Genomic DNA, 20,910 nt, shown 5'->3' with positions numbered 1-20,910 from the left:
CCGCACCACCACCTCAACTCGCTGTGAAGTTACCCACAGCACCGCATGAAGCTCCTCCGCGCGGGTCCATTCAAACGGGGCTGCATAGCCGCCCCGTTTGAATGGACCATACCTTAGAAAAAAACTGGTGGCACAGAGTACGTCTGTGGAAAACCACTGATGTCCACCGGGGGATAGTTTTATCCACAGGCGCTAAATACCTGAAATCGCTTTGCTTGACGAATATTGTCCACAGGCGTAGACCGGGAGTTGCAAGAGCTGTCGATGACAGCACCCCAGGTGGCCCGAACCTTCAAGGCCACGCCGCTCTCGCGGTGGTTCTCCCCAAGGGCGATTAGCATTCGGCAGCTCGCCCGGTCACTACCCATGTGATGAATGCTCTTACACATATAGCGCTCGTGCGCCAGATACTCCGTACCTCGCTGCCCTGCAGCAACCTATCCGCTTGGCCGAAAATTTGCGCCAACCTGTGCCCGTCTCTTTCTTCTGGAAAGAGACGGGCACTTCTACCACTGCTGCAGCCCTGATCGCACAAGGCTTTGCGGCATTCACCCTCGTGACAATCGGCATGACAAACGCCGATGTCACCAGCAACAGCGCTGTAGATGATGGTGCCGCAGACCAGGGAATGGACTGCACCTGACTGACAGTCAGGCATGCCCCGGTCATCGCACCGCTGCGTTCACCCGGCTCAGGATCTTCAGGCGCTGGCCTCGTCAGCCAGCACTGCCTCCACCCGCCCACCGGTAACGGTGTTCAGGAGGCCAGATCATGAGATGCCCTTGCTCCCGGTCGTAAGGAGCCGCCAGTCCCGCGTAGAGGACATTCCCCACAGGTCGCAGGGGCCTTGATCCCTGATAACACTCAACATTCTTGGCGGGATGACGTGGGGCGAGGATCGGAGAACGGCAGATGAGGTGATCGACATGGCATTGGTGGGTAGACGCGATGGCCGTAATTTCGGCTACGGCAGGCAATTGAACTACGCAGGTCCGCAGGCGCTGAAAGATATGTTCGACGGAGGCCACTACGGCACGGTCAAGGCACACTGTGATCGGTGGCGGGCATTCGTCAAATGGTGCCGCTCCGAACAAGGGCCAGGTATCAACGATGCGCGGCAGATTGATCGGAAGGTACTGGCGGACTATGCGGCGTATCTGCACGACGTGGTTAGGCGCGGTGACCTCGCCATCAGTACCGCACAAAACCGACTATCCAGCGTTAACAGAACCATGGCGGCGCTTCGCGGTGATCAGTGCGTGAAATTGCCAAGTCCAAGCAAGGCATTGGGTATGCAGCGCACCGGGGTTCGACACTCGGTGCCTCAGGGCCAAGACCGCGAACAGGTTAAGCAGATTGTCGATGCACTTTGCATTCGTGATCATCTGCGGGCCGCCGCGATCGTTCTGTTGGCGCGAGCCACCGGCATGCGCTTACGTGAGGCCATCCTGGCAGACCTGCCACGGCTGAGCCATGAGGCTAAAGAGCTAGGCAGAATTAACATTCAAGATGGCACCAAAGGCGGCCGCGCCGGAGCCTCGGCCCCCCGCTGGATTGCGATTGACGACCATGTTCGAGGTGCTCTTGGATTCGCACGACAGGTTTTGCCTACGGGTAGCCGCAACCTGATTGCGCCACACGAGAGCTACCTAAATTTTCTGCAGGAAACCATCCGCCCTGCGCGGGACATCCTGCATACATACAATCTGAAAGGCTTCCATGAACTACGAGCAGCGTACGCATGTGAGCGCTATGAACAAATCACCCAAAATCGCGCGCCTATCAACGGCGGCCAATGTTGCCATGTAGATAGGAATCTTGACCATGAGGCCCGGTGGCAAATTAGCTATGAACTGGGACATGGTCGGATGGAGGTGACCGCGGCCTACATTGGAGGTCGAGCATGAGTAGGCCATTCGATATGGAGTTGTTCCTGGCTGGAGTGCTGACCGGCTCACACGCAACTCGACAACGTCATGTGAGACAGGCAAAAATCATCCAAGCAGAAATCGCAAAGCGCTGGCATCGAGAAACGCCTTGGGCATGGCAGAGAAAACACTTGACCTGGTTTCTTAATCGTTGCTTGAACAGGCAAAGTTTGGCTACGCGATACTATTACTTGCTGACTATACGGTTGTTAAATCGTCGGCTAGGCAAAACATGGGTAATTGATCTCTGAACGACATTCTGACTGTGATGACCCAAAGCTGTCACAGCGTAAACACGACTGAAACCAATCCAAAACTGAAGTGAAAACTGGGTAAGGCTCGTTAACTCTCAGGAGACCTGGCAGCTTCTTGCGGCAGTAGAGATGTGCGTCGGGCTGGCGTTTAACCTAGCACTGGCTTTTCTGCCGATGAATCGCATGAACCTATGAATTTACCATGCCTTGACTATTCCTCCCTCTACTCGACCATGCTAAAGTCCTACGACCCCCAAACCAAGGACGGCAGAATGATTATTTTTCCATCAATAATTCCTATAGCACGCACATGTCGCGGGCATGCTCTATGACTATTTACGTTGACAATGTCAAAGTTAAATGGGCTGGCAGTGAATGGTGTCATCTAGTCGCTGATACACTAGAGGAACTGCACAATTTCGCGTCACTGATAGGCCTTCGTCGACAATGGTTTCAAAGCTCCGCATCATATCCGCACTACGACATAAAACTTGCGGTACGCGAAAGAGCAATTCAGCTCGGAGCAGTTCCAGGCACAAGAAAGCAGATTATAGAATGTGCCAAAAAACTAAAAGTGGAATACCAAAAAAGAAGCACAAATGAAACTCCACAATTGAATCTTTTGTTTTAAGCACAAGTCCTGATTGGAGCTACGAGTGTTTATACAAGGCGATACCGTTGATGACCTGTTAAAGAAGATATTCAAAAAAATTCTGGACGATGGTACGGAAGTGCATCCCACGAAAGGCAAAACTAAGGAGTTATCCGGTGTTTTGCTGAAACTGACGGATCCACTAGGTAGGTTAAGCCGCACCGAGGGTAAAGGAACTATCTTCAGCTGCTTAGGTGAGCTTCTATGGTACTTGTCAGGATCTAACAAACTAGATCAAATTCAGTATTATATACAAAACTATTGTAAGTACTCGGATGACGGCAAAACCATATTTGGAGCTTATGGTCCAAAATTATTTGGTGTTGATGGTCAAATCCCATCGATCATCGTAGCCTTACAGCGGCAAAGCTCAACCCGGAAAGCAGTTGTCCAGTTGTTTTCTAGCTCAGACATCAAAGCGCAGCACAAAGATATACCTTGTACCTGTACACTTCAATTTATGGTTAGAGACGGAAAACTCAGTCTTTATACATCCATGCGTTCAAATGATGCATTCAAAGGTCTTCCCCACGATATCTTCGCGTTTACGATGCTTCAAGAATTGGTCGCGCGCAGACTCGAGCTTCCCATGGGAGAATACGGACACTACGCCACAAGCCTACATATATACATGGAAGACCTCGCTAAGATTCAAGGTTTCCAAAATGAAGGCTGGCAAGAAAAGGTTAGCATGCCGCCGATGCCTAATGGCGATCAGACGAGCAATGTCCTACGGCTACTTAAGCATGAAAGAGAACTGCGACTGAGCAATACAAGAATCTCTGGCAAACATACAGATGTCTATTGGAGAGACTTATCTCTTCTGCTTGAAGCGTTTAATCTTGTAAAACATAAAAAAATCACAGAGCTTAAAAATATAGAGCAATCTATAACGAACTTAGAACTACAAAGGTTTGTCACGAAAAAAATCATGTTAATCCAGGGAAATGGAGCATAAATTGCCTGAACACATTGATTTAAACTCGCTCCCTGAGACTCAGCTTAGCATATTGCAAAAAATGACAAGCCTCATTTCGGATCAACTACTCGACAAATTTGATGTAATTAAATGGGCTGCTCCAATTCCGTATTTTGGAGACCCTTGCAAGACAACTATTGCCACAGTCGGTTTAAATCCGAGCGACCGAGAATTCGTATCATCTGAGGGCAAAGAGCTCACCGAATCCGCACGTAGATTCCACACGCTAAATTCTTTTCAGTTGGCTAACTGGAATCAATTGAGCCTGCCTCAGCTAGAAGCTATACATACCTCTTGCACAGAGTATTTTTCCAGAAATCCTTATGATGCTTGGTTCAAGCCGTTAGACCTTTTGCTGAAAGGGACTAATGATTCATTTTATAGCTCATTATTCCATGCCTGCCATTTGGATCTCATCCCGTATGCAACAAGCGTGAAATGGGCATTTTTGAAACCTTGGCAACGTGAATCTTTGCTATCTATATCTGCAGGCTTCCTCGGTCAAGTTCTAAAATATTCGCCAATCAAAATACTAGTATTAAACGGCAAGACTGTAGTTGAAAATTTCGAAAAGGCTACTGACGTCACCTTCATCAAAAAAACTAAAGACGAATGGAGCTTACCGAGAAAAAATGGAAATCATATCAAAGGATATAGCTATGAAGGTAAAATTTCACGAATAGGAAGTAATGAGCTAGGAAGAGAGATCTACATATTAGGATATAATCACAACATCCAAAGCAGCTACGGTGTAACATCTACGGTACGAACTTCTATTCAAGAATGGATCACGAAAAAGACTAAGGAGATTCTAATTGCCAAACCCTAGATTACCTGTCAAGCAGTCATTGAGTACCAAACTCGATCAGGCTTTGAATACTGGTTTACAGCTACCCGGAATCCGTGCAATAGAAAACAAAACTGCGCTTGTGGAGCAGTTGGTAGAAAGTATTCGTCGAGTAGACTATGTAAGTGCGATTGCCTCAAGGAATATCAGCGCTAACCGCATTGACCCTGACAGTAATTACTTTGATCCAATCCGTGCTGCAGTCTTAAATGCGCATATTGGAAATTTTGAAGAGGCAAGTTGGCTAGTTTTCTTGGCAACACATTTCGGGAAAGCTAGTCGAACGGGTTGGCTCTTAACCAAAGACGTGTACGGAGCTCTCGGCGCAGGGTTCAACTGGACATGGCCATTGGTCAGCACCCAACCTTTGGACATGAGCCAATGGATTGCCAATAATCAGGCAGAATTAAGGAGTGGTGGCCGGAAATTTGGGAATCACCGAAAGTACGAGACTCTCGATCCATCCAAGTCAAACTCGACGGGGGAAGTTATTGAGAGCTACGTGAATTGGGTTATGCAGCATGGCTCCCATATGAACCTATTTACTAACGCGTTGGCTCAATCTGGTGGAGACCCCAGAGTTGCGTTTGGCATTCTCTATAAAACCATGGGGGCTGTAAAGCGGTTCGGTCGAACAGGAAAGTTTGATTACCTTACCATGATCGCGAAGGTAGGTATTTCAACAATCGTCGCAGACTCGACCTATATGGCGGAAGCAACTGGCCCCCTCAGAGGAGCACGCCTACTTTTTGGCGGAGCAACATCGGCAAATATTTCTGCCGCAGAGTTGGAGCAAAAAATTCAGCAGTTGGACGCAGTACTAGGCGTCGGCATGCAGGTTCTCGAAGACGCTCTGTGCAACTGGCAAAAATCCCCAGGACATTTTGTAAAATTCAGGGGTTAGTCAAATTGAGGACCACGAATATCGGACCTTCAACTTGTTCATATAGTTTACTTTCAATATACCTTCATACTGCATTTGCCCCACAACAATACCAGGAGCAACACCTATAGACTTAGCAAACTTAATTATACTTCTATAGTTTGAAGCATGAGCTCTCATATTTCTCCTAAATTCCATAGGAATGAGTTTGAGAGCTGCAAACTCATTAGCCTCTTCTTCCTCTTTCGTGCATTCGAACTCTTCACCATCCACAAAAGTCGATGTCTGCCCATGGAGCACAAGATGCCCAATTTCATGAAACAATGAAAACCAAAAATGATCATCCGACAAGTATCGGAAACTTAGCATAATAAGCGCTTTATCTGAAGAAACGAATTTAGCCAAACCACTAGCCGGACACCCATCGGGGGCTCGAGAGATAACCAATGCAACACCACAAGCTTTTAAAATATCTTGAAGCTTAGGGATAAATGACGAAGGCTCTGAAATATGCGTGAGGGCTAAAATTTCATTAAGGCTATTTAGAAGCTTATTTTCATCCCACGGCTCACATGAAATTTTTAGAGCCCTGAGCTCGCCAAATCTAACCCATGCAGCAGTTGCACCTACTTTCTTATCGAATGACTTGCTTGTTCTAAACCTTACGTTTTTAGTAAATTCCGAGCTTACATCCTTCCATGCACTAATGTCAGGAATACCGAAATAATCAAGGCAGTCGATTACCTTTTTTGACTTGCTTTCCGAGTCTGAAATCCACCCAAAATCCTGCATGCTTTTTATGGGTAACTCTTCAAGCCAGTTATCTTCCGTCTTGCTTGTCTTTCTAATAATCCGTGATATATCTTCACGATACTGCTGTTCTCGAGTAATCCAGAAATCAGCATCGGGGCCAATAGCTCCAGCTAATTTATGAGCCAAACTCTCATTTATAATATAATTGCCATCCAACAAGGCATTTACAGCGACCAAGTCATACCCTATGTCTCTTGCCAGGCACTCTGGACTAATATCAAGATCAGAGATAATGTCCAAAATTGTTTCGCCAGGAGGTGAAATCCAGGTTGGCTGAAACATAGAGTTATTCATCATTGTCTTTTCCAATCTTCAACAATTTTACATCCGTAACTGAGCCCCAGTTTACATTACCAGTGGCTAAGATTGGGACTTGCTGATGAGCGGCACTGAATAGAAGATGATGATTTTGATGAAGCTTCACCACCACTAGCCCAGGCGGTACAGCATCAATTTCGGCAGGTCTTCCGACGGGGAGATAGAGGATATTTGAGGCAGCGCGGATGTCCGCAAGCCGTTTGAAGAGACTCAGCGCCACCGTTTTTGGTAACTCCCGCAGAGCGATCACTTCGCTTGTGCAAAGGTCCCGGAGCTCCTCCGTCTCAAACGCCAATTTCAACGCCATTCTGTCCGATTCGTCCGTGATGTGGAGGCAGCAGTGGCATAATGATACCTCTTCGCCGTAAGAAAACACACGGTCTGTCACGTGTCAGCGCAAAAAGGATTTGTGCGCGTCAAACGTTCATCGCTTGTGGGATGAGTGGACCCATCGCAAGCGTTGGAACCCAGCACTGCAGCCATCATCTCGTCCCGATGGATCGCAGAATCCTTGGCTCATACTCCAAAGATATAGCAACCCACGTAATGCGCCAGGCAAGGATTTGATTTTTAATCCGCCTCATGCACTCCATTTGCCTGAGGCGGCCTACCCAGCAACAGGACAACGAACCGTGGCTCGTCATTTTGGCGAGGTATTAGGGTAGCTTTAGAGATAGAAGCTAATGAACCTAAAAGAAATATCCTTTAAATACATATATTTACGAGAAATTTCGACTCCTGGTGCCGCACCATCCTCAAAAGCCTCGACGAATGTCGGGGCTTTTTCGTTTCAGCCCCTGCGACACATTGCCCACCCTCTCCACTTCTTGTTCTCCCTCAATAAACCCTACATTCAAAGCGGCTATTCCTGTGGCCGACGGCTTTCGTCGACTCAAGGAGAAGTCCCATGAATGAGCAAGAAGGCGTGTCCCTGACCCGGCGTGGCATGCTGGCCGGTACCGTGTTGCTGGGCGTCGGCGCCTCGGCGCTTGGCAGTGGCCTGGCCCAGGCCGCGACCGCCGTGCCAGGCCAGGACCCGGCGGTTGACCTGGCGAAACTGGAGCGCATCAGCGTCGAGCTGGTGGCGCCGCCTCAAGTCCACGCTCATACCCAGCGCGCCGAGGGCAAGCCGCGGATCGTCGAGTTCCGCATGGTCATCGAGGAAAAGGAACTGGCCATCGACACCGCCGGCGCCTATATCCACGCCATGACCTTCAACGGCTCGGTTCCCGGCCCGCTGATGGTGGTGCACGAGGGCGACTACGTGGAACTCACGCTGGTCAACCCGGCCAGCAACAGCATGATGCACAACATCGACTTCCACGCCTCCACCGGCGCCCTCGGCGGCGGCGAGCTGACCCACGTGAAGCCCGGCGAGCAGGTGAAGCTGCGCTTCAAGGCCGACCGGGCCGGGGTGTTCGTGTATCACTGCGCGCCGGGCGGGGCGATGATCCCCTGGCATGTGGTGTGCGGCATGAACGGCGCGATCATGGTCCTGCCCCGCGATGGCCTGAAGGACCCCGAGGGCCGGCCATTGCACTACGACAAGGTCTGGTACATCGGCGAGCAGGACTACTACATCCCTCGCGACAAGGACGGCAAGTACAAACGCTACGCCAACCCCATGGCCAGCTTCGGCGACATGAGCCAGCTGATGAAAGGGCTGGTACCCAGCCATGTGGTGTTCAACGGCAGCGTCGGTGCCCTGACCGGCAAGCAGGCGCTCACCGCCAAGGTCGGCGAGACCGTGCTGATCGTTCATTCCCAGGCCAACCGCGACACTCGCCCGCACCTGATCGGCGGCCACGGCGACTATGTCTGGGCCTCGGGCAAGTTCGCCAACCCGCCGCAGCGCAACCTGGAGACCTGGTTCATCCCCGGCGGCGCGGCAGGCGCGGCGTTGTACACCTTCCGCCAGCCCGGGCTGTACACCTACCTCAACCACAACCTGATCGAAGCGGTGATGCTCGGCGCCGCCGCGCATGTACAGGTCGAGGGCCGCTGGAACGACGACCTGATGAAACAGGTTCAGGCGCCCGGACCGATCAGCTAGCGGCATTGACCCCGATCAAGCCCCTTGGCCATGCGCGGCATAGCCTGAATGCAGGCATTCACTTCATGGAGGGAGACATGGCCAAGCGATTTCCCAACAACCCCAGCCATCCCGAACGGATCTGCTGGGGCTGCGACCTGTACTGCCCGGCCAAGGCGCTGGCGTGCGGCAACGGAGCGGACCGGACCATGCATCCGGTGGAGTTGTTCGGGGAGGATTGGAACCAACTGGATGATCGCCTCGACAAGCCAATCGACAGCCACCCGGATCACCAAGCGAACACAGGTTGATGCGGCCCTCCAAACCTACAGATCTCGATCGGACTGAAACTGGAGATCCGGCAAGCTGGCGAATTGTGTCTCAGCGTGCGACTACCGTTGGACACGATTGCCCGATCACTTGCAATCACCCTGCAGGATCCTGAGCGCCGCTTCGGCCAAAAAGCCCGAACGGCTCTTGTGCTCCGGGTGGTTCTGCACGTACGAGTCGATGCGGGTGAGCAGGTACGCCGGCAGCGTGATATTGAGCTTCTCGGCCTTGCCCAGGTAACGGGTGATGTCGATATCGATCAGCGCCCAGGTACAGCCGGCATAGGCCGGATTGGCAGCGTGTACGCTGACCAGGCTGGCCTTGGGAATCTCCTGCTGGTCCTGGGCCAGCAATTCGAGGTGGCCTTCGATGGCTTCGCGGGCCATGGCGATGGCGTTGTCGAGGTCCTCGCCGGCCGAGAAACAGCCCGGAATGTCAGGGACTTCCACACCCCAGGCATGTTTATCGTCACCGGGGAGAATCGCAATGGGGAACAACATGGTGATGGGTCTCCTCTTCAGCTGGCATAGCCGATCAGCGCCTGGCGCAGGATGCTGGCCGCAGTGGCGGGCAGCAGATCTTTCTTCGGATGCGGGATGGTGACCAACCCTTACTTTTCGGGGTGCTTGAAGTGGTGGTGGCTGCCTTTCGAACGCACCAGGTACCAGCCATCCGCCTCGATCACTGAAATCATTTCACGGCTGTTCATGAACCCATTCCTTGGGCTGGTCGATCGGTGGTTAGTATAACCACCGAACAACTTTCATCAACACCATACCCACTATTGCGACGAGTGGGCTGCCAGGAGGGGAAGTAGGGTAAGAGGCACAGCATGAGCACTTGGAGAAGTGATGCGGGATCTTGCGATGAGGGATAGCGAGTCGATCAAAGTACCGCCAGCGCCTTTTTCTTAAGCACCTCAAGGTCCATCACAGGCACCCCGGTCAGCTTCGCCATCTCGTCCCACTCGCGCAGGCGCAGGCTCACCCGGAATAGTGGGTCGGTTTCGAAAGCGTCAGCCTCGCTGTTGTTCATCACCCCGCCCTGGTAGGCCAGCGTGCGCCGGCTGGCCTCGCTCAGGCGATCGTAGTAACCGGGCTGGCGCAAGGTCAGGTAGCGCTTGGCTTCGACGTGATACTGCACCAGCCGCGCCAACCGCTCGCTGAAGCCGCAGCGGCGCAGGTACTCGGCACCGATGCGCTCATGGCTGACGATGCCATAGCCGCCCATGTCCTCGCCCTCGCACAGGTGGCCGATGTCGTGGAAGAAGGCGGCGAGGATCACTTCATCGTCGTAGCCCTCCTCCATCGCCAACTGGGCGGCCTGGGACATGTGCTCGACCTGGGTGATGGCTTCACCGATATAGTCGGCACTGCCGTGACGGTCATAAAGGGCAAAGATGTCGCTGACGGTCTGGGAGGATGTTGCCATGACGCAGGCTCCTGTTCTGACGAGTCTGATGCTACCGCGGGGCAAGCCCACTCCCACCGACTTGCAGGAACAGGCTCGCTGCGCGATGAAGGCTTTACTGCTGGGCGACCTTCTCGGACTTGCCGTCGTAGCGCTTGCGCCACTCGCTGAGGATCTGGTCGCGGTTCTTCGACGCCCAGGCGAAGTCGTTCTTGATCAGGCGCTGCTCATAGTCCGCCGGCAACTCGGTCTGCGGCTTGGCGATGCCCGGCGCGGCAAGCACGGCGAAGTTTTCCTTGTACAGCTCCATGGCCGCAGGGCTGGCAGAGAAGTCGGCCAGGCGCTTGGCGGCATCGGCCTTCGGCGATCCCTTGATCACCGCAGTGGCTTCGATCTCCCAACCCAGGCCCTCCTTGGGCAGCACGATATCCAGTGGCGCGCCCTGGCGCTTGAGCTGCACGGCCGGGTACTCGAACGAGATGCCGATCGGGAACTCACCGGCGGCGGCCAGCTTGCACGGCTTGGAGCCGGAGTGGACGTACTGGCCGATGTTCTGGTGCAGCGCATCCATGTAGGCCCAGCCCTGCGGCTCGCCGAAGGTCTGCAGCCAGGCGCTCACATCCAGGAAGCCGGTGCCGGACGAAGCCGGGTTGGGCATGACGATCTTGCCCTTGTACTCAGGCTTGGTCAGGTCCTGCCAGCTCACTGGCTTGCTCAGGCCCTGCTTCTCGGCCTCGACGGTGTTGAAGCAGATGGTCGCGGCCCACACGTCCATGCCCACCCAGGCAGGTGGGTTGGCGGCATCGCGGTAGTTGGGCGAGATCTTGCCCAGGTCCTTCGGCGCGTAGGCTTCGAGCATGCCGTTCTGGTCGAGGATGGCCAGGCTGGAAGCGGCCAGGCCCCACACCGCGTCGGCCTGCGGACGTTCCTTCTCGGCCAGCAGCTTGGCAGTGATGATGCCTGTGGAGTCACGCACCCACTTGATCTCGATGTCGGGGTTGGCCTTTTCGAAAGCTTGCTTGTAGCTCTTGAGCTGCTCGGCCTCGAGGGCGGTGTAGACGGTCAGCTGGGTCGCGGCCGAGGCCTGCAGGCTGAAGACGGCGGATACGGCAGCGGCAAGTGCGAGGGGCTTGAACATGATGCGGTTCCTATCAGTGTGGGCAGTCGGTCAATGGCCTGGCGCGCGCTGGCGCCAGGCCTGGGAGCGGCGCAGCAGGCCGCGTGAGGCAGCGGCCAGCAGCAATGAGGCGGCGGCGCTGGTGAGCAGGATCAGGGTGGACATGGCGGCAGCGCCGCCGACGTTGCCGGCATCGTCCATGTTCAGCACGGCGACGGCGGCGAGGATGGTGTCGGGGCTGTACAGGAAGATCGCCGCCGACACGGTGGTCATCGCCGAGACGAACAGGTAGCGGATGATGTCCAGCAGCGCCGGCAGGCAGATCGGCACGGTGACCCGCATGAAATGCTTGTACAGCGGCGCCTTGAGCGACAGCGCGGCGGCCTCGAACTCGCCGTCGAGCTGGCGCAGGGCGGTGGTGGCGGTCATCTGCGCGGTGGTCAGGTAGTGGGCGATGGTGCACACCACCAGCAGCGCCATGCTGCCGTAGAACACATGCAGCGGGTTGCCGTTGAGGTTGAAGAAGAACACGTAGCCCAGGCCCAGCACCAGGCCGGGCACCGCCATGGGAATGAAGCTGAGCAGGCGCAGCAGCTGGTTGAGCAGGCGCTGCCCCTGGGTCTTCTCCATCAGGTAGGCACCGGTGAAGATCACCACGCTGCCGATCAGCGCAGTGCAGATGGCCATGGTCACGCTGTTACGGTAGGCCAGCCAGCCGCCACCGGCGGTGTCCTCGAACATGTAGTGCTTGAGCGACAGCGACAGGTTGTATGGCCAGAACTTGACCAGCGACGAGTACACCGCCATGCCGATCACCGCCAGCAGTGCCGCGCACACCAGCAGCACGATGGCCAGGAAGCAGCCATCGCGCAGCCTGGACGGCTTGGGCTCGAACACCTGGGCGCGGCCGCTCATGGCCTCGCCCTGGCGGCGACGCAACCAGGCATCGACGGCGAAGCTGAGCAGCGCCGGCACCAGCAGCACCATGCCGATCAACGCGCCGCGACCGAACTGTTGCTGGCCGACCACCGCCTTGTAGGCTTCCAGGGCCAGCACCTGGTAATCCCCACCCACCACGACAGGCACGCCGAAGTCGGTGATGGTCAGGGTGAACACCAGGCAGAACGCGGCGAACACCGCCTGGCGCGTGGCCGGCCAGGTGATGCTGAAGAACGCCCGCGCTGGCCCCGCCCCCATGCTCGAGGCCGCATCGAACAGCCTTGCGTCGGCCAGCGACAGCGCCGAGAGCAGGATCATCAGGGCGTGGGGGAAGGTGTAGATGACCTCACCGAGGACGATGCCCCAGAAGCCGTAGATATTGTCGCTGAGCAGCCCGCGCAGCAGGCCCTGGTTGCCGAACAGGTAGACCAGCGCAATGGCCGGCAGCATCGACGGCGCCAGCAGCGGCAGCAGCGAGATGCCGCGCCACAGGCCCTTGGCCGGGATCAGCGTGCGTTGCAGGGCATAGGCGAACAGGTAGGCCAGCGGCACGACGATGGCGGCGACGGTGAAGGCCACCGACAGGCTGTTGCCGAGCAGCCAATGGAAGTTCTCGCTGGCGAACAGTTCACGGGCAGCTGGCAGGCCGCCGCCCTGCCCGGCTTCAGCGCTGAAGCCGCGCCAGAAGATCGCCAGCAGCGGTATCAGCACCGCCAACACCAGCAGGATCAGCAGCAGGCTCTTGCCACCGATCACGAACAGACGGTCCCCCAGGGCAACTCCACTGCGAGGTGCCGCCTTGGTGGAGGTGAGCGGCAGGGTCATGGGCGCTGCCATCTCAGGCAAACACCTGCAGGCTCTGCGGCGGCAGGGCCACCCAGATGTCCTGCGAACCCAGGCGCGGCATCGCCTCCGGCGCCAGCTCAGCGAGCAACGCATGGCCCGGGAAGGCCTTGAACTCGAAGCTCATGCGGCAGCGGTTGCCAAGGAAGGTGATCTCGCGGACCTTGGCCGGGAACAGGTTTTCCTCGTGTACCACCGGGTTGACGGTGATCGCCTCGGGTCGGCAGAACAACCGGCCGCTGCTGGCGCCAGCGGCGTTGGCCGCCAGGCGCATGTGCAGGCCGCCGACCAGGGCATGGCTGTCGCCGCTGCGCTGGAACGGCAGCCAGTTGCCCTGGCCGACGAACTCGGCGACGAACGGTGTGGCCGGCTGGTCGTAGATTTCCTGGGGCGTGGCGTACTGCTCGACCTGGCCGTTGTTCATCACGGCGATGCGGTCGGCCATCAGCATGGCCTCGTCCTGGTTGTGGGTGACCATCAGCGTGGTGATGCCCAGCTGGCGCTGCAGTTGGCGCAGCTCGGTGCACAGGTGCTCGCGCACGCGGGCGTCCAGCGCCGACATCGGCTCGTCGAGCAGCAGCAGCGACGGCGAAGGCGCCAGGGCGCGGGCCAGGGCCACGCGCTGTTGCTGACCGCCGGAGAGTTGGCCGGGGTACTTCTTTTCACTGCCCGTCAGGCCGACCAGTTCGAGCATCTCGCCGACCCGCTGGCGCGACGCCTCGCGGTTGCTGCCGGTCAGGCCGTAGGCGATGTTGGCTTCGACGGTGAGGTTGGGGAACAAGGCGTAGGACTGGAACAGGATGCCGTAGTCGCGGGCCTGGGGTGGCAATTCGGAAATGTCGCGGTCACCGATGTACAGGGTGCCGCGGTCCTGGCGTTCGAGACCGGCGATGCAGCGCAGCAGGGTGGTCTTGCCGCAGCCCGACGGGCCGAGCAGGCACACCAGTTCGCCGGCGGCGATGTCGAGGGAGACGTCGTTGAGCGCGGTGAAGGCGCCGAAGCGCTTGTGGATACCGCGCACTTTCATCTGTGCGCCTGGGGTGGCGTTGTTCATGGCAAGGCCTCATCGAAGAGATGGGGCCATGCTAGGAGGGCTGTGAGACGGTTGTGTGGCGAGGGGGCAAAAACGGGTGATAGTGGTATTGGTGATTTTTTGTAGCGGCCATCCGCTTTTCAGCCGTTGACCGAACAAAAAAGGGAGGCCACCAGGGCCTCCCTCCTTCAGGACGCAGTGAAACTCAGAACAGTACGCGGGAACGAATGGTGCCCTTCACGTGCTGCAGTTTCTCCTGGGCCAGGTCCGAGTACTCGGCGTCAACGTCGATGACCACGTAACCCACTTTCTCGTTGGTCTGCAGGAACTGACCGGAGATGTTGATTGCGTTCTCGGCGAATACTTTGTTGATCTCGCTGAGCACGCCCGGGATGTTTTCGTGGATGTGCAGCAGGCGGTGCTTGCCAGGGTGCGCCGGCAGGGCCACTTCCGGGAAGTTGACCGACGACACGGAGGTGCCGTTGTCGCTGTACTTGACCAGTTTCTCGGCCACTTCCAGGCCGATGTTGGCCTGGGCCTCGGCGGTGGAACCACCGATGTGCGGGGTCAGGATCACGTTGTCCAGGCCGCGCAGCGGGCTTTCGAACTCTTCGTCGTTGGAGCGCGGCTCGACCGGGAACACGTCGATCGCGGCGCCGATCAGGTGCTTGTCCTTGATCGCGGCGGCCAGGTGGTCCAGCTCGACCACGGTGCCACGGGCGGCGTTGATCAGGATCGAGCCCTTCTTCATCGCGCGGATTTCCTTCTCGCCGATCATCCACTGGGTGGACGGCAGCTCAGGTACATGCAGCGAGACGATGTCGGCCAGGCCCAGCAGCTCGTGCAGGCTGGTGACCTGGGTGGCGTTGCCCAGCGGCAGCTTGGTCAGCGGGTCGAAGAAGTACACCTGCATGCCCAGGCTCTCGGCCAGGACCGACAGCTGGGTGCCGATCGAGCCGTAGCCGACGATGCCCAGCTTCTTGCCACGGATCTCGAAGGAGTTGGCCGCGCTCTTGATCCAGCCGCCACGGTGGCAGGAAGCGTTCTTCTCGGGGATGCCGCGCAGCAGCAGGATGGCTTCGGCCAGCACCAGCTCGGCCACCGAACGGGTGTTCGAGTAGGGGGCGTTGAACACGGCGATACCGCGCTCGCGGGCCGCTTCCAGGTCGACCTGGTTGGTGCCGATGCAGAAACAGCCGACCGCGACCAGTTTCTTCGCGCAGTCGAAGATCTCTTCGGTCAGTTGGGTGCGCGAACGGATCCCGATGAAGTGGGCATCGGCGATCTTTTCCTTCAGCTCGGCTTCCGGCAGCGAACCAGTGAGGTATTCGATGTTGGTGTAGCCGGCAGCCTTGAGGGTATCGACCGCGTTCTGGTGCACACCTTCAAGAAGAAGGAACCTGATCTTGCTCTTGTCGAGAGAAGTCTTGCTCATCTGCGTAAACCTGTATCCCGGAGAAAAATGGCGAGGAGAGTGGAGCGGCGCGGCGTCGGCCTTAGCACGAACAGCGGGAGGGCTATGCTAGCATACGCGACACAACCTGAGCTTATCCCGACAGGTGAAGCGTGCTCAGGGTGACTATGAATAAGTCGAGAGTTCCAGCGATGACCCAGTCTGCGGTAATTGATGAGCTGATGACCCTGGTCGACCCTGGCAAGGTCCTCACCGACCCGGCCTCGCTCGAGGCCTACGGCAAGGACTGGACCAAGCACTACCCGCCGGCGCCAAGCGCCATCGTCTTCCCCAAGTCCGTCGAGCAAGTACAGGCCATCGTGCGCTGGGCCAACCGGCACAAGGTCGCCCTGGTGCCGTCGGGCGGACGAACCGGGCTGTCGGGCGCCGCCGTTGCCGCCCATGGCGAGGTGGTGGTGGCCTTCGACTACATGAACCAGATCCTCGCTTTCAACGAGTTCGATCGTACCGTGGTCTGCCAGCCAGGAGTCGTCACCCGCCAGTTGCAGCAGTTCGCCGAGGACCAGGGCCTCTATTACCCGGTGGACTTCGCCTCGAGCGGCTCCAGCCAGATCGGCGGCAATATCGGTACCAACGCCGGCGGGATCAAGGTGATCCGCTACGGCATGACCCGCAACTGGGTGGCCGGGCTGAAGGTGGTCACCGGCAAGGGCGAACTGCTCGAGCTGAACAAGGACCTGATCAAGAACGCCACCGGCTACGACCTGCGCCAGTTGTTCATCGGCGCCGAAGGCACCCTGGGCTTCGTGGTCGAGGCGACCATGCGCCTGGACCGCGCGCCGCGCAACCTCACCGCCATGGTGCTGGGCACGCCCGACTTCGACGCGATCATGCCGGTGCTGCACGCCTTCCAGGGCAAGCTCGACCTGACAGCCTTCGAGTTCTTTTCCGACAAGGGCCTGGCCAGGATCCTCGCCCGGGGCGATGTGCCCGCGCCGTTCGAAACCGACTGCCCGTTCTATGCCCTGCTGGAGTTCGAAGCCAGCACCGAGGAGGTGGCCAACGAAGCCCTGGCCACCTTCGAGCACTGCGTGGAGCAGGGCTGGGTGCTGGACGGGGTGATGAGCCAGAGCGAGACCCAGCTGAAGAACCTGTGGAAGCTGCGCGAGTACCTGTCCGAGACCATCTCGCACTGGACGCCGTACAAGAACGACATCTCGGTCACCGTGTCGAAGGTGCCGGCCTTCCTGCGCGATATCGACGCCATCGTCGGCGAGCATTACCCGGACTACGAAGTGGTCTGGTACGGCCATATCGGCGACGGCAACCTGCACCTGAACATCCTCAAGCCCGACCACATGACCAAGGACGACTTCTTCGCCTCCTGCGCCAAGGTCAACAAGTGGGTGTTCGAGATCGTCGAACGCTACAACGGCTCGATCTCCGCCGAGCACGGCGTGGGCATGACCAAGCGCGACTACCTCGGCTACAGCCGCTCGCCGGAGGAAATCGCCTGCATGAAGGCGATCAAGGCAGTGTTCGACCCTAACGGCATCATGAATCCGGGTAAGATCTTCGCTCCCGAATAAAAAGCAGTATTCACAGGAGTCGGCCATGAGTTACCAGCACCAGTACGTAGACGGCACGCGCATCCACTTCCCGCTGGGCAAGGTGGTGTGCATCGGCCGCAACTACGCCGAGCATGCCAAGGAACTGGACAACCCCATCCCCAGCGAGCCGCTGCTGTTCATCAAGCCCGGCAGCTGCGTGGTGCCCCTGGAAGGCGGCTTCAAGATCCCGACCGAGCGCGGTTCGGTGCACTACGAGGCAGAGATCGCCGTGCTGCTGGGCAAGCCCCTGTCCACCCACCCTTCCGAGGAAGAGGTGCTCGACGCCATCTCCGGCTTTGCCCCGGCGCTGGACCTGACCCTGCGCGACGTGCAGGCAAAGCTGAAGGAAAAGGGCCTGCCCTGGGAACTGGCCAAGAGCTTCGATGGTGCCTGCGTACTGCCGCCGTTCGTGTCGGCCGGCACCTTCGAGGACCTGACCGACATCGGCATTCGCCTGACCATCAACGGCGAGGTGCGCCAGGACGGTAACAGCGCGCTGATGCTCAACCCGATTGTGCCGATGATCCAGCACATGGCGGCAAACTTCTCCCTGCAGGCCGGCGATGTCATCCTCACCGGCACCCCGGCGGGCGTGGGACCGTTCAATGTGGGCGATGAGCTGGTGCTGGAACTTCCGGGTGCAAGCCGGTTCGAAGGCCGGGTGCTTTGACTCCGGGCGACGACGGTGCAATGCCGTCGTCGCTGACTGTGCCGGTGGGATTTGTCGTTTTTTTCACAATTGATCCGGATAATTCGCTGTTTCACGTTCCTTTGCCCGCCGTGGCGAGCACGCTACCGCCTACTTCCAGGATCCCTGTCCGATGACCAATCCCCCTAGCGCATCCCTTCCGCCAAAGCGACGCATGCTCACACGCTGGTCGCTGTGGCTGCTTGCGCTGGCGATCATCGCCTATGGCCTGACGGTGGCCATGCACTGGGATGACCGTGGCCTGCTGTGGATAAAGGAAGGCTTTGAAAGCCAGGCCGAGCGCCAGGAAAGCATCTGGCTGCCGGATTATGTGGCCGACATCGACGCCAAGCCATTGCCGGGCATGGAGCGTGACGAGGCCTCGGACCTCGCATTCAACCCACACACCCGGACGTTGTTCTCGGTCATGGGCAAGCACCCGTTCCTGGTCGAGCTCACCCTTGACGGTGATGTGTTGCGCAAGATTCCGCTGGTAGGCTGGTCCAATCCGGAAGGCGTGGCGGTGCTCGAGGACGGCCAGATCGGCATCGTCGATGAGCGCAGGCACGACCTGACGCTGGTCAAGGTGAACCCCGACACCACATCCCTTGATCGCGCCGACTACCAGCCATACGACCTTGGCGAGACCGAAGACAGCAACAAGGGCTACGAGGCCATTGCCTGGGACCTGATGCGCCAGCGCCTGGTCATCGGCGCGGAGCGGCCGCCCAGGCTGTTCATCTGGAGCACCGATGGCCGCGGTCCGCTCAAGGGTGAAAAACAACCGCTGCCGAACGACGAACTGGACCTGCGCAACCTCTCCGCCCTGGCCATCGACCCCCGCACCGGGCATCTGCTGGCACTGTCGGCGGACTCCAACATGCTCCTCGAGCTGGACGAGAAAGGCGAGCAGGTCAGTTTCATGACCCTGCTGGGTGGTTTCAACGGCCTGGGTGACACCATCCCCCGGGCTGAAGGCGTGGCGATGGATGACCAGGGCAACCTGTACATCGTCAGCGAGCCCAATCTGTTCTATCGCTTCAGAAAGCACTGATCATTCAGATATTTCTGGTGATGGCATTAAGCTTTGCTTCAGTTGATAGTGGTTAGATACGTGCTCCTTTCGCCGAGTCCGACCCCATGCGCCGCCACCTTCGCTTGATCCTCGCCTTCATCGTGCTTGTTGCCCTGCTCGTCCTGGGCGCCGCCGGGCATGAGTTCCGCCTGTTCGAGCGGGGCTGGTTCAACCTCAAGACCTGGTGGCAGCCGGCCGAGCAAAGCATCGGCCTGGATCGCTATCAGGTGGCGATCGAAGCGCAACCCATCGACGGGCTGGACGACGACCTCTCGGCGCTGACCTACGACCCCGACCGCAAGAGCCTGTTCACCGTCACCAATGCCCGCTCGGAGCTGATCGAGCTGTCGCTGGACGGCCGCATCCTGCGCCGCGTGCCGCTGACCGGCTTCGGCGATCCCGAGGCGGTGGAGTACGTGGGTCCCAACAGCTACGTGATCACCGACGAGCGCCAGCAGCGGCTGATTCGCGTGCGCCTTGACGATGACACCCTGTTCCTTGACGCCAGCGATGCCGAACAACTGTCCCTCGGTATCGGCCTCAATGGCAACAAGGGGTTCGAAGGGTTGGCCTACGACTCGGCAGGCAAGCGCTTGTTCGTGGCCAAGGAACGCGACCCAATGATGATCTACGAGGTGCACGGCTTTCCCCATGACAACCCCGACAAGCCCTATGCAGTACATGTGGTGCAGGACCGCAAGCGCGACCGGCGGCTGTTCGTGAGGGACCTGTCGAGCCTGCAGTTCGACGAACGCAGCGGGCACCTGCTGGCGCTGTCGGACGAGTCGCGGTTGGTGCTGGAGCTGGATGTGAAGGGCAGGCCGCTGAGCACGCTGTCGCTGCGCAAGGGATTCCAGGGCTTGAAACAGACGGTGCCGCAGGCGGAAGGGATTGCGATGGACGACGCCGGGACCATCTACCTGGTCAGTGAACCGAACCTGTTCTATGTGTTCAGGCAGCCGGCTGATTGATTGCCTGGGCTGGCGCTATCGCGGGGCAAGCCCGCTCCCACGGTGGGAGCGAGCTTGCCCCGCGATGAGGATTACTCGGCCTTGAGGGTTTTCACGCCTTCAGCGGTCCCCAGCAACAGCACATCCGCCGGACGCGCCGCGAACAGACCATTGGTGACCACGCCGACAATGGCGTTGATCTGGCTTTCCAGCTCCACCGGGTTGGTGATCTGCAAGTTGTGCACATCCAGGATGACGTTGCCGTTGTCGGTCACCACGCCTTCACGATAGACCGGGTCGCCGCCCAGCTTGACCAGCTGGCGCGCCACGTGGCTGCGGGCCATCGGAATCACCTCGACCGGCAGCGGGAAGGCGCCCAGCACCGGCACCAGCTTGCTGGCGTCGGCAATGCAGATGAAGGTCTTGGCCACCGCCGCGACGATCTTCTCGCGGGTCAGGGCCGCGCCACCGCCCTTGATCAGATTGAGGTGGGCGTCGCTCTCGTCGGCGCCGTCGACGTAGAACTCCAACTCGCTGACACTGTTCAGCTCGTAGACCGGGATGCCATGGCCCTTCAGGCGCTGAGCGGTGGCTTCGGAGCTGGCGACGGCACCGTCGAAGGCGGTCTTGTGCTGGGCCAGGGCGTCGATGAAGAAATTGGCGGTCGAACCGGTACCGACGCCGACGACGCTTTTCTCATCCAGTTTCGGCAGGATGAGATCGACGGCGGCCTGGGCGACAGCCTGTTTGAGTTGGTCCTGGGTCATGCGGGCTCCGGAAGGGGCTGGGCGGATT

The 20,910-nt window shown here is 58.1% G+C and carries 21 protein-coding genes and 1 pseudogene; 12 read left to right on the top strand and 10 right to left on the bottom strand.

All coding sequences use genetic code 11. The features are described 5' to 3' along the window. The first annotated feature begins 926 nt into the window (after nucleotides 1–926). The 6 genes from DMX06_RS02700 to DMX06_RS02675 all read left to right on the top strand — a co-directional run bounded on the left by DMX06_RS02700 (nucleotide 927) and on the right by DMX06_RS02675 (nucleotide 5,564). Nucleotides 927–1,907 (top strand): integrase domain-containing protein, encoded by a 981-nt coding sequence (locus DMX06_RS02700; RefSeq protein ID WP_110734661.1) that lies wholly within the window; start codon nucleotides 927–929, stop codon nucleotides 1,905–1,907. Continuing rightward, complete coding sequence (locus DMX06_RS26505) at nucleotides 1,904–2,179, top strand: hypothetical protein (RefSeq protein ID WP_110734333.1); 276 nt, start codon at nucleotides 1,904–1,906, stop codon at nucleotides 2,177–2,179. Before DMX06_RS02700 ends, DMX06_RS26505 begins: the two co-directional genes overlap by 4 nt. Nucleotides 2,180–2,492: 313 nt before the next feature. After that, on the top strand, nucleotides 2,493–2,813 hold the full coding sequence (locus DMX06_RS02690; RefSeq protein WP_309147755.1) for a DUF4031 domain-containing protein: 321 nt from the start codon (nucleotides 2,493–2,495) through the stop codon (nucleotides 2,811–2,813). A 25-nt stretch (nucleotides 2,814–2,838) separates the two neighbouring features. Continuing rightward, nucleotides 2,839–3,792, top strand: coding sequence for a thymidylate synthase (locus tag DMX06_RS02685; protein ID WP_181427769.1), 954 nt, complete (start codon nucleotides 2,839–2,841; stop codon nucleotides 3,790–3,792). A gap of 1 nt (nucleotide 3,793) precedes the next feature. Beyond that, nucleotides 3,794–4,642, top strand: a complete 849-nt coding sequence (locus tag DMX06_RS02680; protein ID WP_220037402.1) for a hypothetical protein — start codon at nucleotides 3,794–3,796, stop codon at nucleotides 4,640–4,642. Continuing rightward, nucleotides 4,629–5,564 carry an alpha-glutamyl/putrescinyl thymine pyrophosphorylase clade 3 protein gene (locus DMX06_RS02675; protein ID WP_220037401.1) on the top strand — a complete coding sequence of 312 codons (936 nt, stop codon included), beginning with the start codon at nucleotides 4,629–4,631 and terminating at the stop codon, nucleotides 5,562–5,564. Before DMX06_RS02680 ends, DMX06_RS02675 begins: the two co-directional genes overlap by 14 nt. Here the strand turns inward: DMX06_RS02675 and DMX06_RS02670 are convergent, their stop codons facing one another. Together DMX06_RS02670 and DMX06_RS26070 are read right to left on the bottom strand one after the other, a co-directional pair. Then, entirely contained in the window at nucleotides 5,565–6,638 is a 1,074-nt protein-coding gene (locus DMX06_RS02670) for an ImmA/IrrE family metallo-endopeptidase (RefSeq protein WP_181427768.1), read from the bottom strand. Between the two features lie 4 nt (nucleotides 6,639–6,642). Continuing rightward, nucleotides 6,643–6,981: a hypothetical protein gene (locus DMX06_RS26070; protein WP_104883144.1), complete on the bottom strand. Its 339-nt coding sequence runs from the start codon at nucleotides 6,979–6,981 to the stop codon at nucleotides 6,643–6,645. A 600-nt stretch (nucleotides 6,982–7,581) separates the two neighbouring features. Between DMX06_RS26070 and nirK the strand changes: the two genes are divergently transcribed. After that, on the top strand, nucleotides 7,582–8,727 hold the full coding sequence (gene nirK, locus DMX06_RS02665; RefSeq protein WP_110734325.1) for a copper-containing nitrite reductase: 1,146 nt from the start codon (nucleotides 7,582–7,584) through the stop codon (nucleotides 8,725–8,727). Between the two features lie 77 nt (nucleotides 8,728–8,804). Next, a complete protein-coding gene (locus tag DMX06_RS02660; RefSeq protein ID WP_110734322.1) occupies nucleotides 8,805–9,017 on the top strand; it encodes a DUF3079 domain-containing protein in 213 nt (70 codons plus the stop codon). Between the two features lie 105 nt (nucleotides 9,018–9,122). Here the strand turns inward: DMX06_RS02660 and DMX06_RS02655 are convergent, their stop codons facing one another. The 7 genes and pseudogenes from DMX06_RS02655 to serA all read right to left on the bottom strand — a co-directional run bounded on the left by DMX06_RS02655 (nucleotide 9,123) and on the right by serA (nucleotide 15,813). Beyond that, a complete protein-coding gene (locus tag DMX06_RS02655; protein WP_110734320.1) occupies nucleotides 9,123–9,536 on the bottom strand; it encodes a type II toxin-antitoxin system HicB family antitoxin in 414 nt (137 codons plus the stop codon). Nucleotides 9,537–9,553: 17 nt separating this feature from the next. Further along, nucleotides 9,554–9,745, bottom strand: a pseudogene (locus DMX06_RS02650) (type II toxin-antitoxin system HicA family toxin). Between the two features lie 176 nt (nucleotides 9,746–9,921). Next, entirely contained in the window at nucleotides 9,922–10,467 is a 546-nt protein-coding gene (locus tag DMX06_RS02645; RefSeq protein WP_110734319.1) for a phosphonate degradation HD-domain oxygenase, read from the bottom strand. A 94-nt stretch (nucleotides 10,468–10,561) separates the two neighbouring features. Further along, nucleotides 10,562–11,584, bottom strand: a complete 1,023-nt coding sequence (locus DMX06_RS02640; RefSeq protein ID WP_110734316.1) for a putative 2-aminoethylphosphonate ABC transporter substrate-binding protein — start codon at nucleotides 11,582–11,584, stop codon at nucleotides 10,562–10,564. Nucleotides 11,585–11,614: 30 nt separating this feature from the next. Beyond that, nucleotides 11,615–13,339, bottom strand: coding sequence for a putative 2-aminoethylphosphonate ABC transporter permease subunit (locus tag DMX06_RS02635; RefSeq protein ID WP_110734314.1), 1,725 nt, complete (start codon nucleotides 13,337–13,339; stop codon nucleotides 11,615–11,617). Nucleotide 13,340: 1 nt separating this feature from the next. After that, the gene (locus DMX06_RS02630; RefSeq protein ID WP_110734312.1) at nucleotides 13,341–14,399 is read right to left on the bottom strand and encodes a putative 2-aminoethylphosphonate ABC transporter ATP-binding protein; all 1,059 of its coding nucleotides are present in this window, start codon (nucleotides 14,397–14,399) and stop codon (nucleotides 13,341–13,343) included. A gap of 184 nt (nucleotides 14,400–14,583) precedes the next feature. Further along, the gene (gene serA, locus DMX06_RS02625) at nucleotides 14,584–15,813 is read right to left on the bottom strand and encodes a phosphoglycerate dehydrogenase (protein WP_110734310.1); all 1,230 of its coding nucleotides are present in this window, start codon (nucleotides 15,811–15,813) and stop codon (nucleotides 14,584–14,586) included. 170 nt (nucleotides 15,814–15,983) lie between these two features. Between serA and DMX06_RS02620 the strand changes: the two genes are divergently transcribed. The 4 genes from DMX06_RS02620 to DMX06_RS02605 all read left to right on the top strand — a co-directional run bounded on the left by DMX06_RS02620 (nucleotide 15,984) and on the right by DMX06_RS02605 (nucleotide 20,136). After that, entirely contained in the window at nucleotides 15,984–17,381 is a 1,398-nt protein-coding gene (locus DMX06_RS02620) for an FAD-binding oxidoreductase (RefSeq protein WP_110734308.1), read from the top strand. Between the two features lie 25 nt (nucleotides 17,382–17,406). Then, nucleotides 17,407–18,072 (top strand): fumarylacetoacetate hydrolase family protein, encoded by a 666-nt coding sequence (locus DMX06_RS02615; protein ID WP_110734306.1) that lies wholly within the window; start codon nucleotides 17,407–17,409, stop codon nucleotides 18,070–18,072. Between the two features lie 151 nt (nucleotides 18,073–18,223). Then, nucleotides 18,224–19,144 carry an SdiA-regulated domain-containing protein gene (locus tag DMX06_RS02610; protein ID WP_110734304.1) on the top strand — a complete coding sequence of 307 codons (921 nt, stop codon included), beginning with the start codon at nucleotides 18,224–18,226 and terminating at the stop codon, nucleotides 19,142–19,144. 86 nt (nucleotides 19,145–19,230) lie between these two features. Beyond that, nucleotides 19,231–20,136, top strand: coding sequence for an SdiA-regulated domain-containing protein (locus tag DMX06_RS02605; RefSeq protein ID WP_110734302.1), 906 nt, complete (start codon nucleotides 19,231–19,233; stop codon nucleotides 20,134–20,136). A gap of 71 nt (nucleotides 20,137–20,207) precedes the next feature. Here the strand turns inward: DMX06_RS02605 and rpiA are convergent, their stop codons facing one another. Next, nucleotides 20,208–20,882, bottom strand: coding sequence for a ribose-5-phosphate isomerase RpiA (gene rpiA, locus DMX06_RS02600; RefSeq protein ID WP_011536226.1), 675 nt, complete (start codon nucleotides 20,880–20,882; stop codon nucleotides 20,208–20,210). Nucleotides 20,883–20,910 lie beyond the last annotated feature (28 nt).

This window comes from Pseudomonas mosselii, from assembly GCF_003205295.1.
In the GTDB taxonomy this organism is placed as follows: Bacteria; Pseudomonadota; Gammaproteobacteria; order Pseudomonadales; family Pseudomonadaceae; genus Aquipseudomonas; species Aquipseudomonas mosselii_B.
The sequence above is the reverse complement of the archived record's forward strand: the minus strand, read 5'-3'. Positions and strand labels throughout refer to the sequence as shown.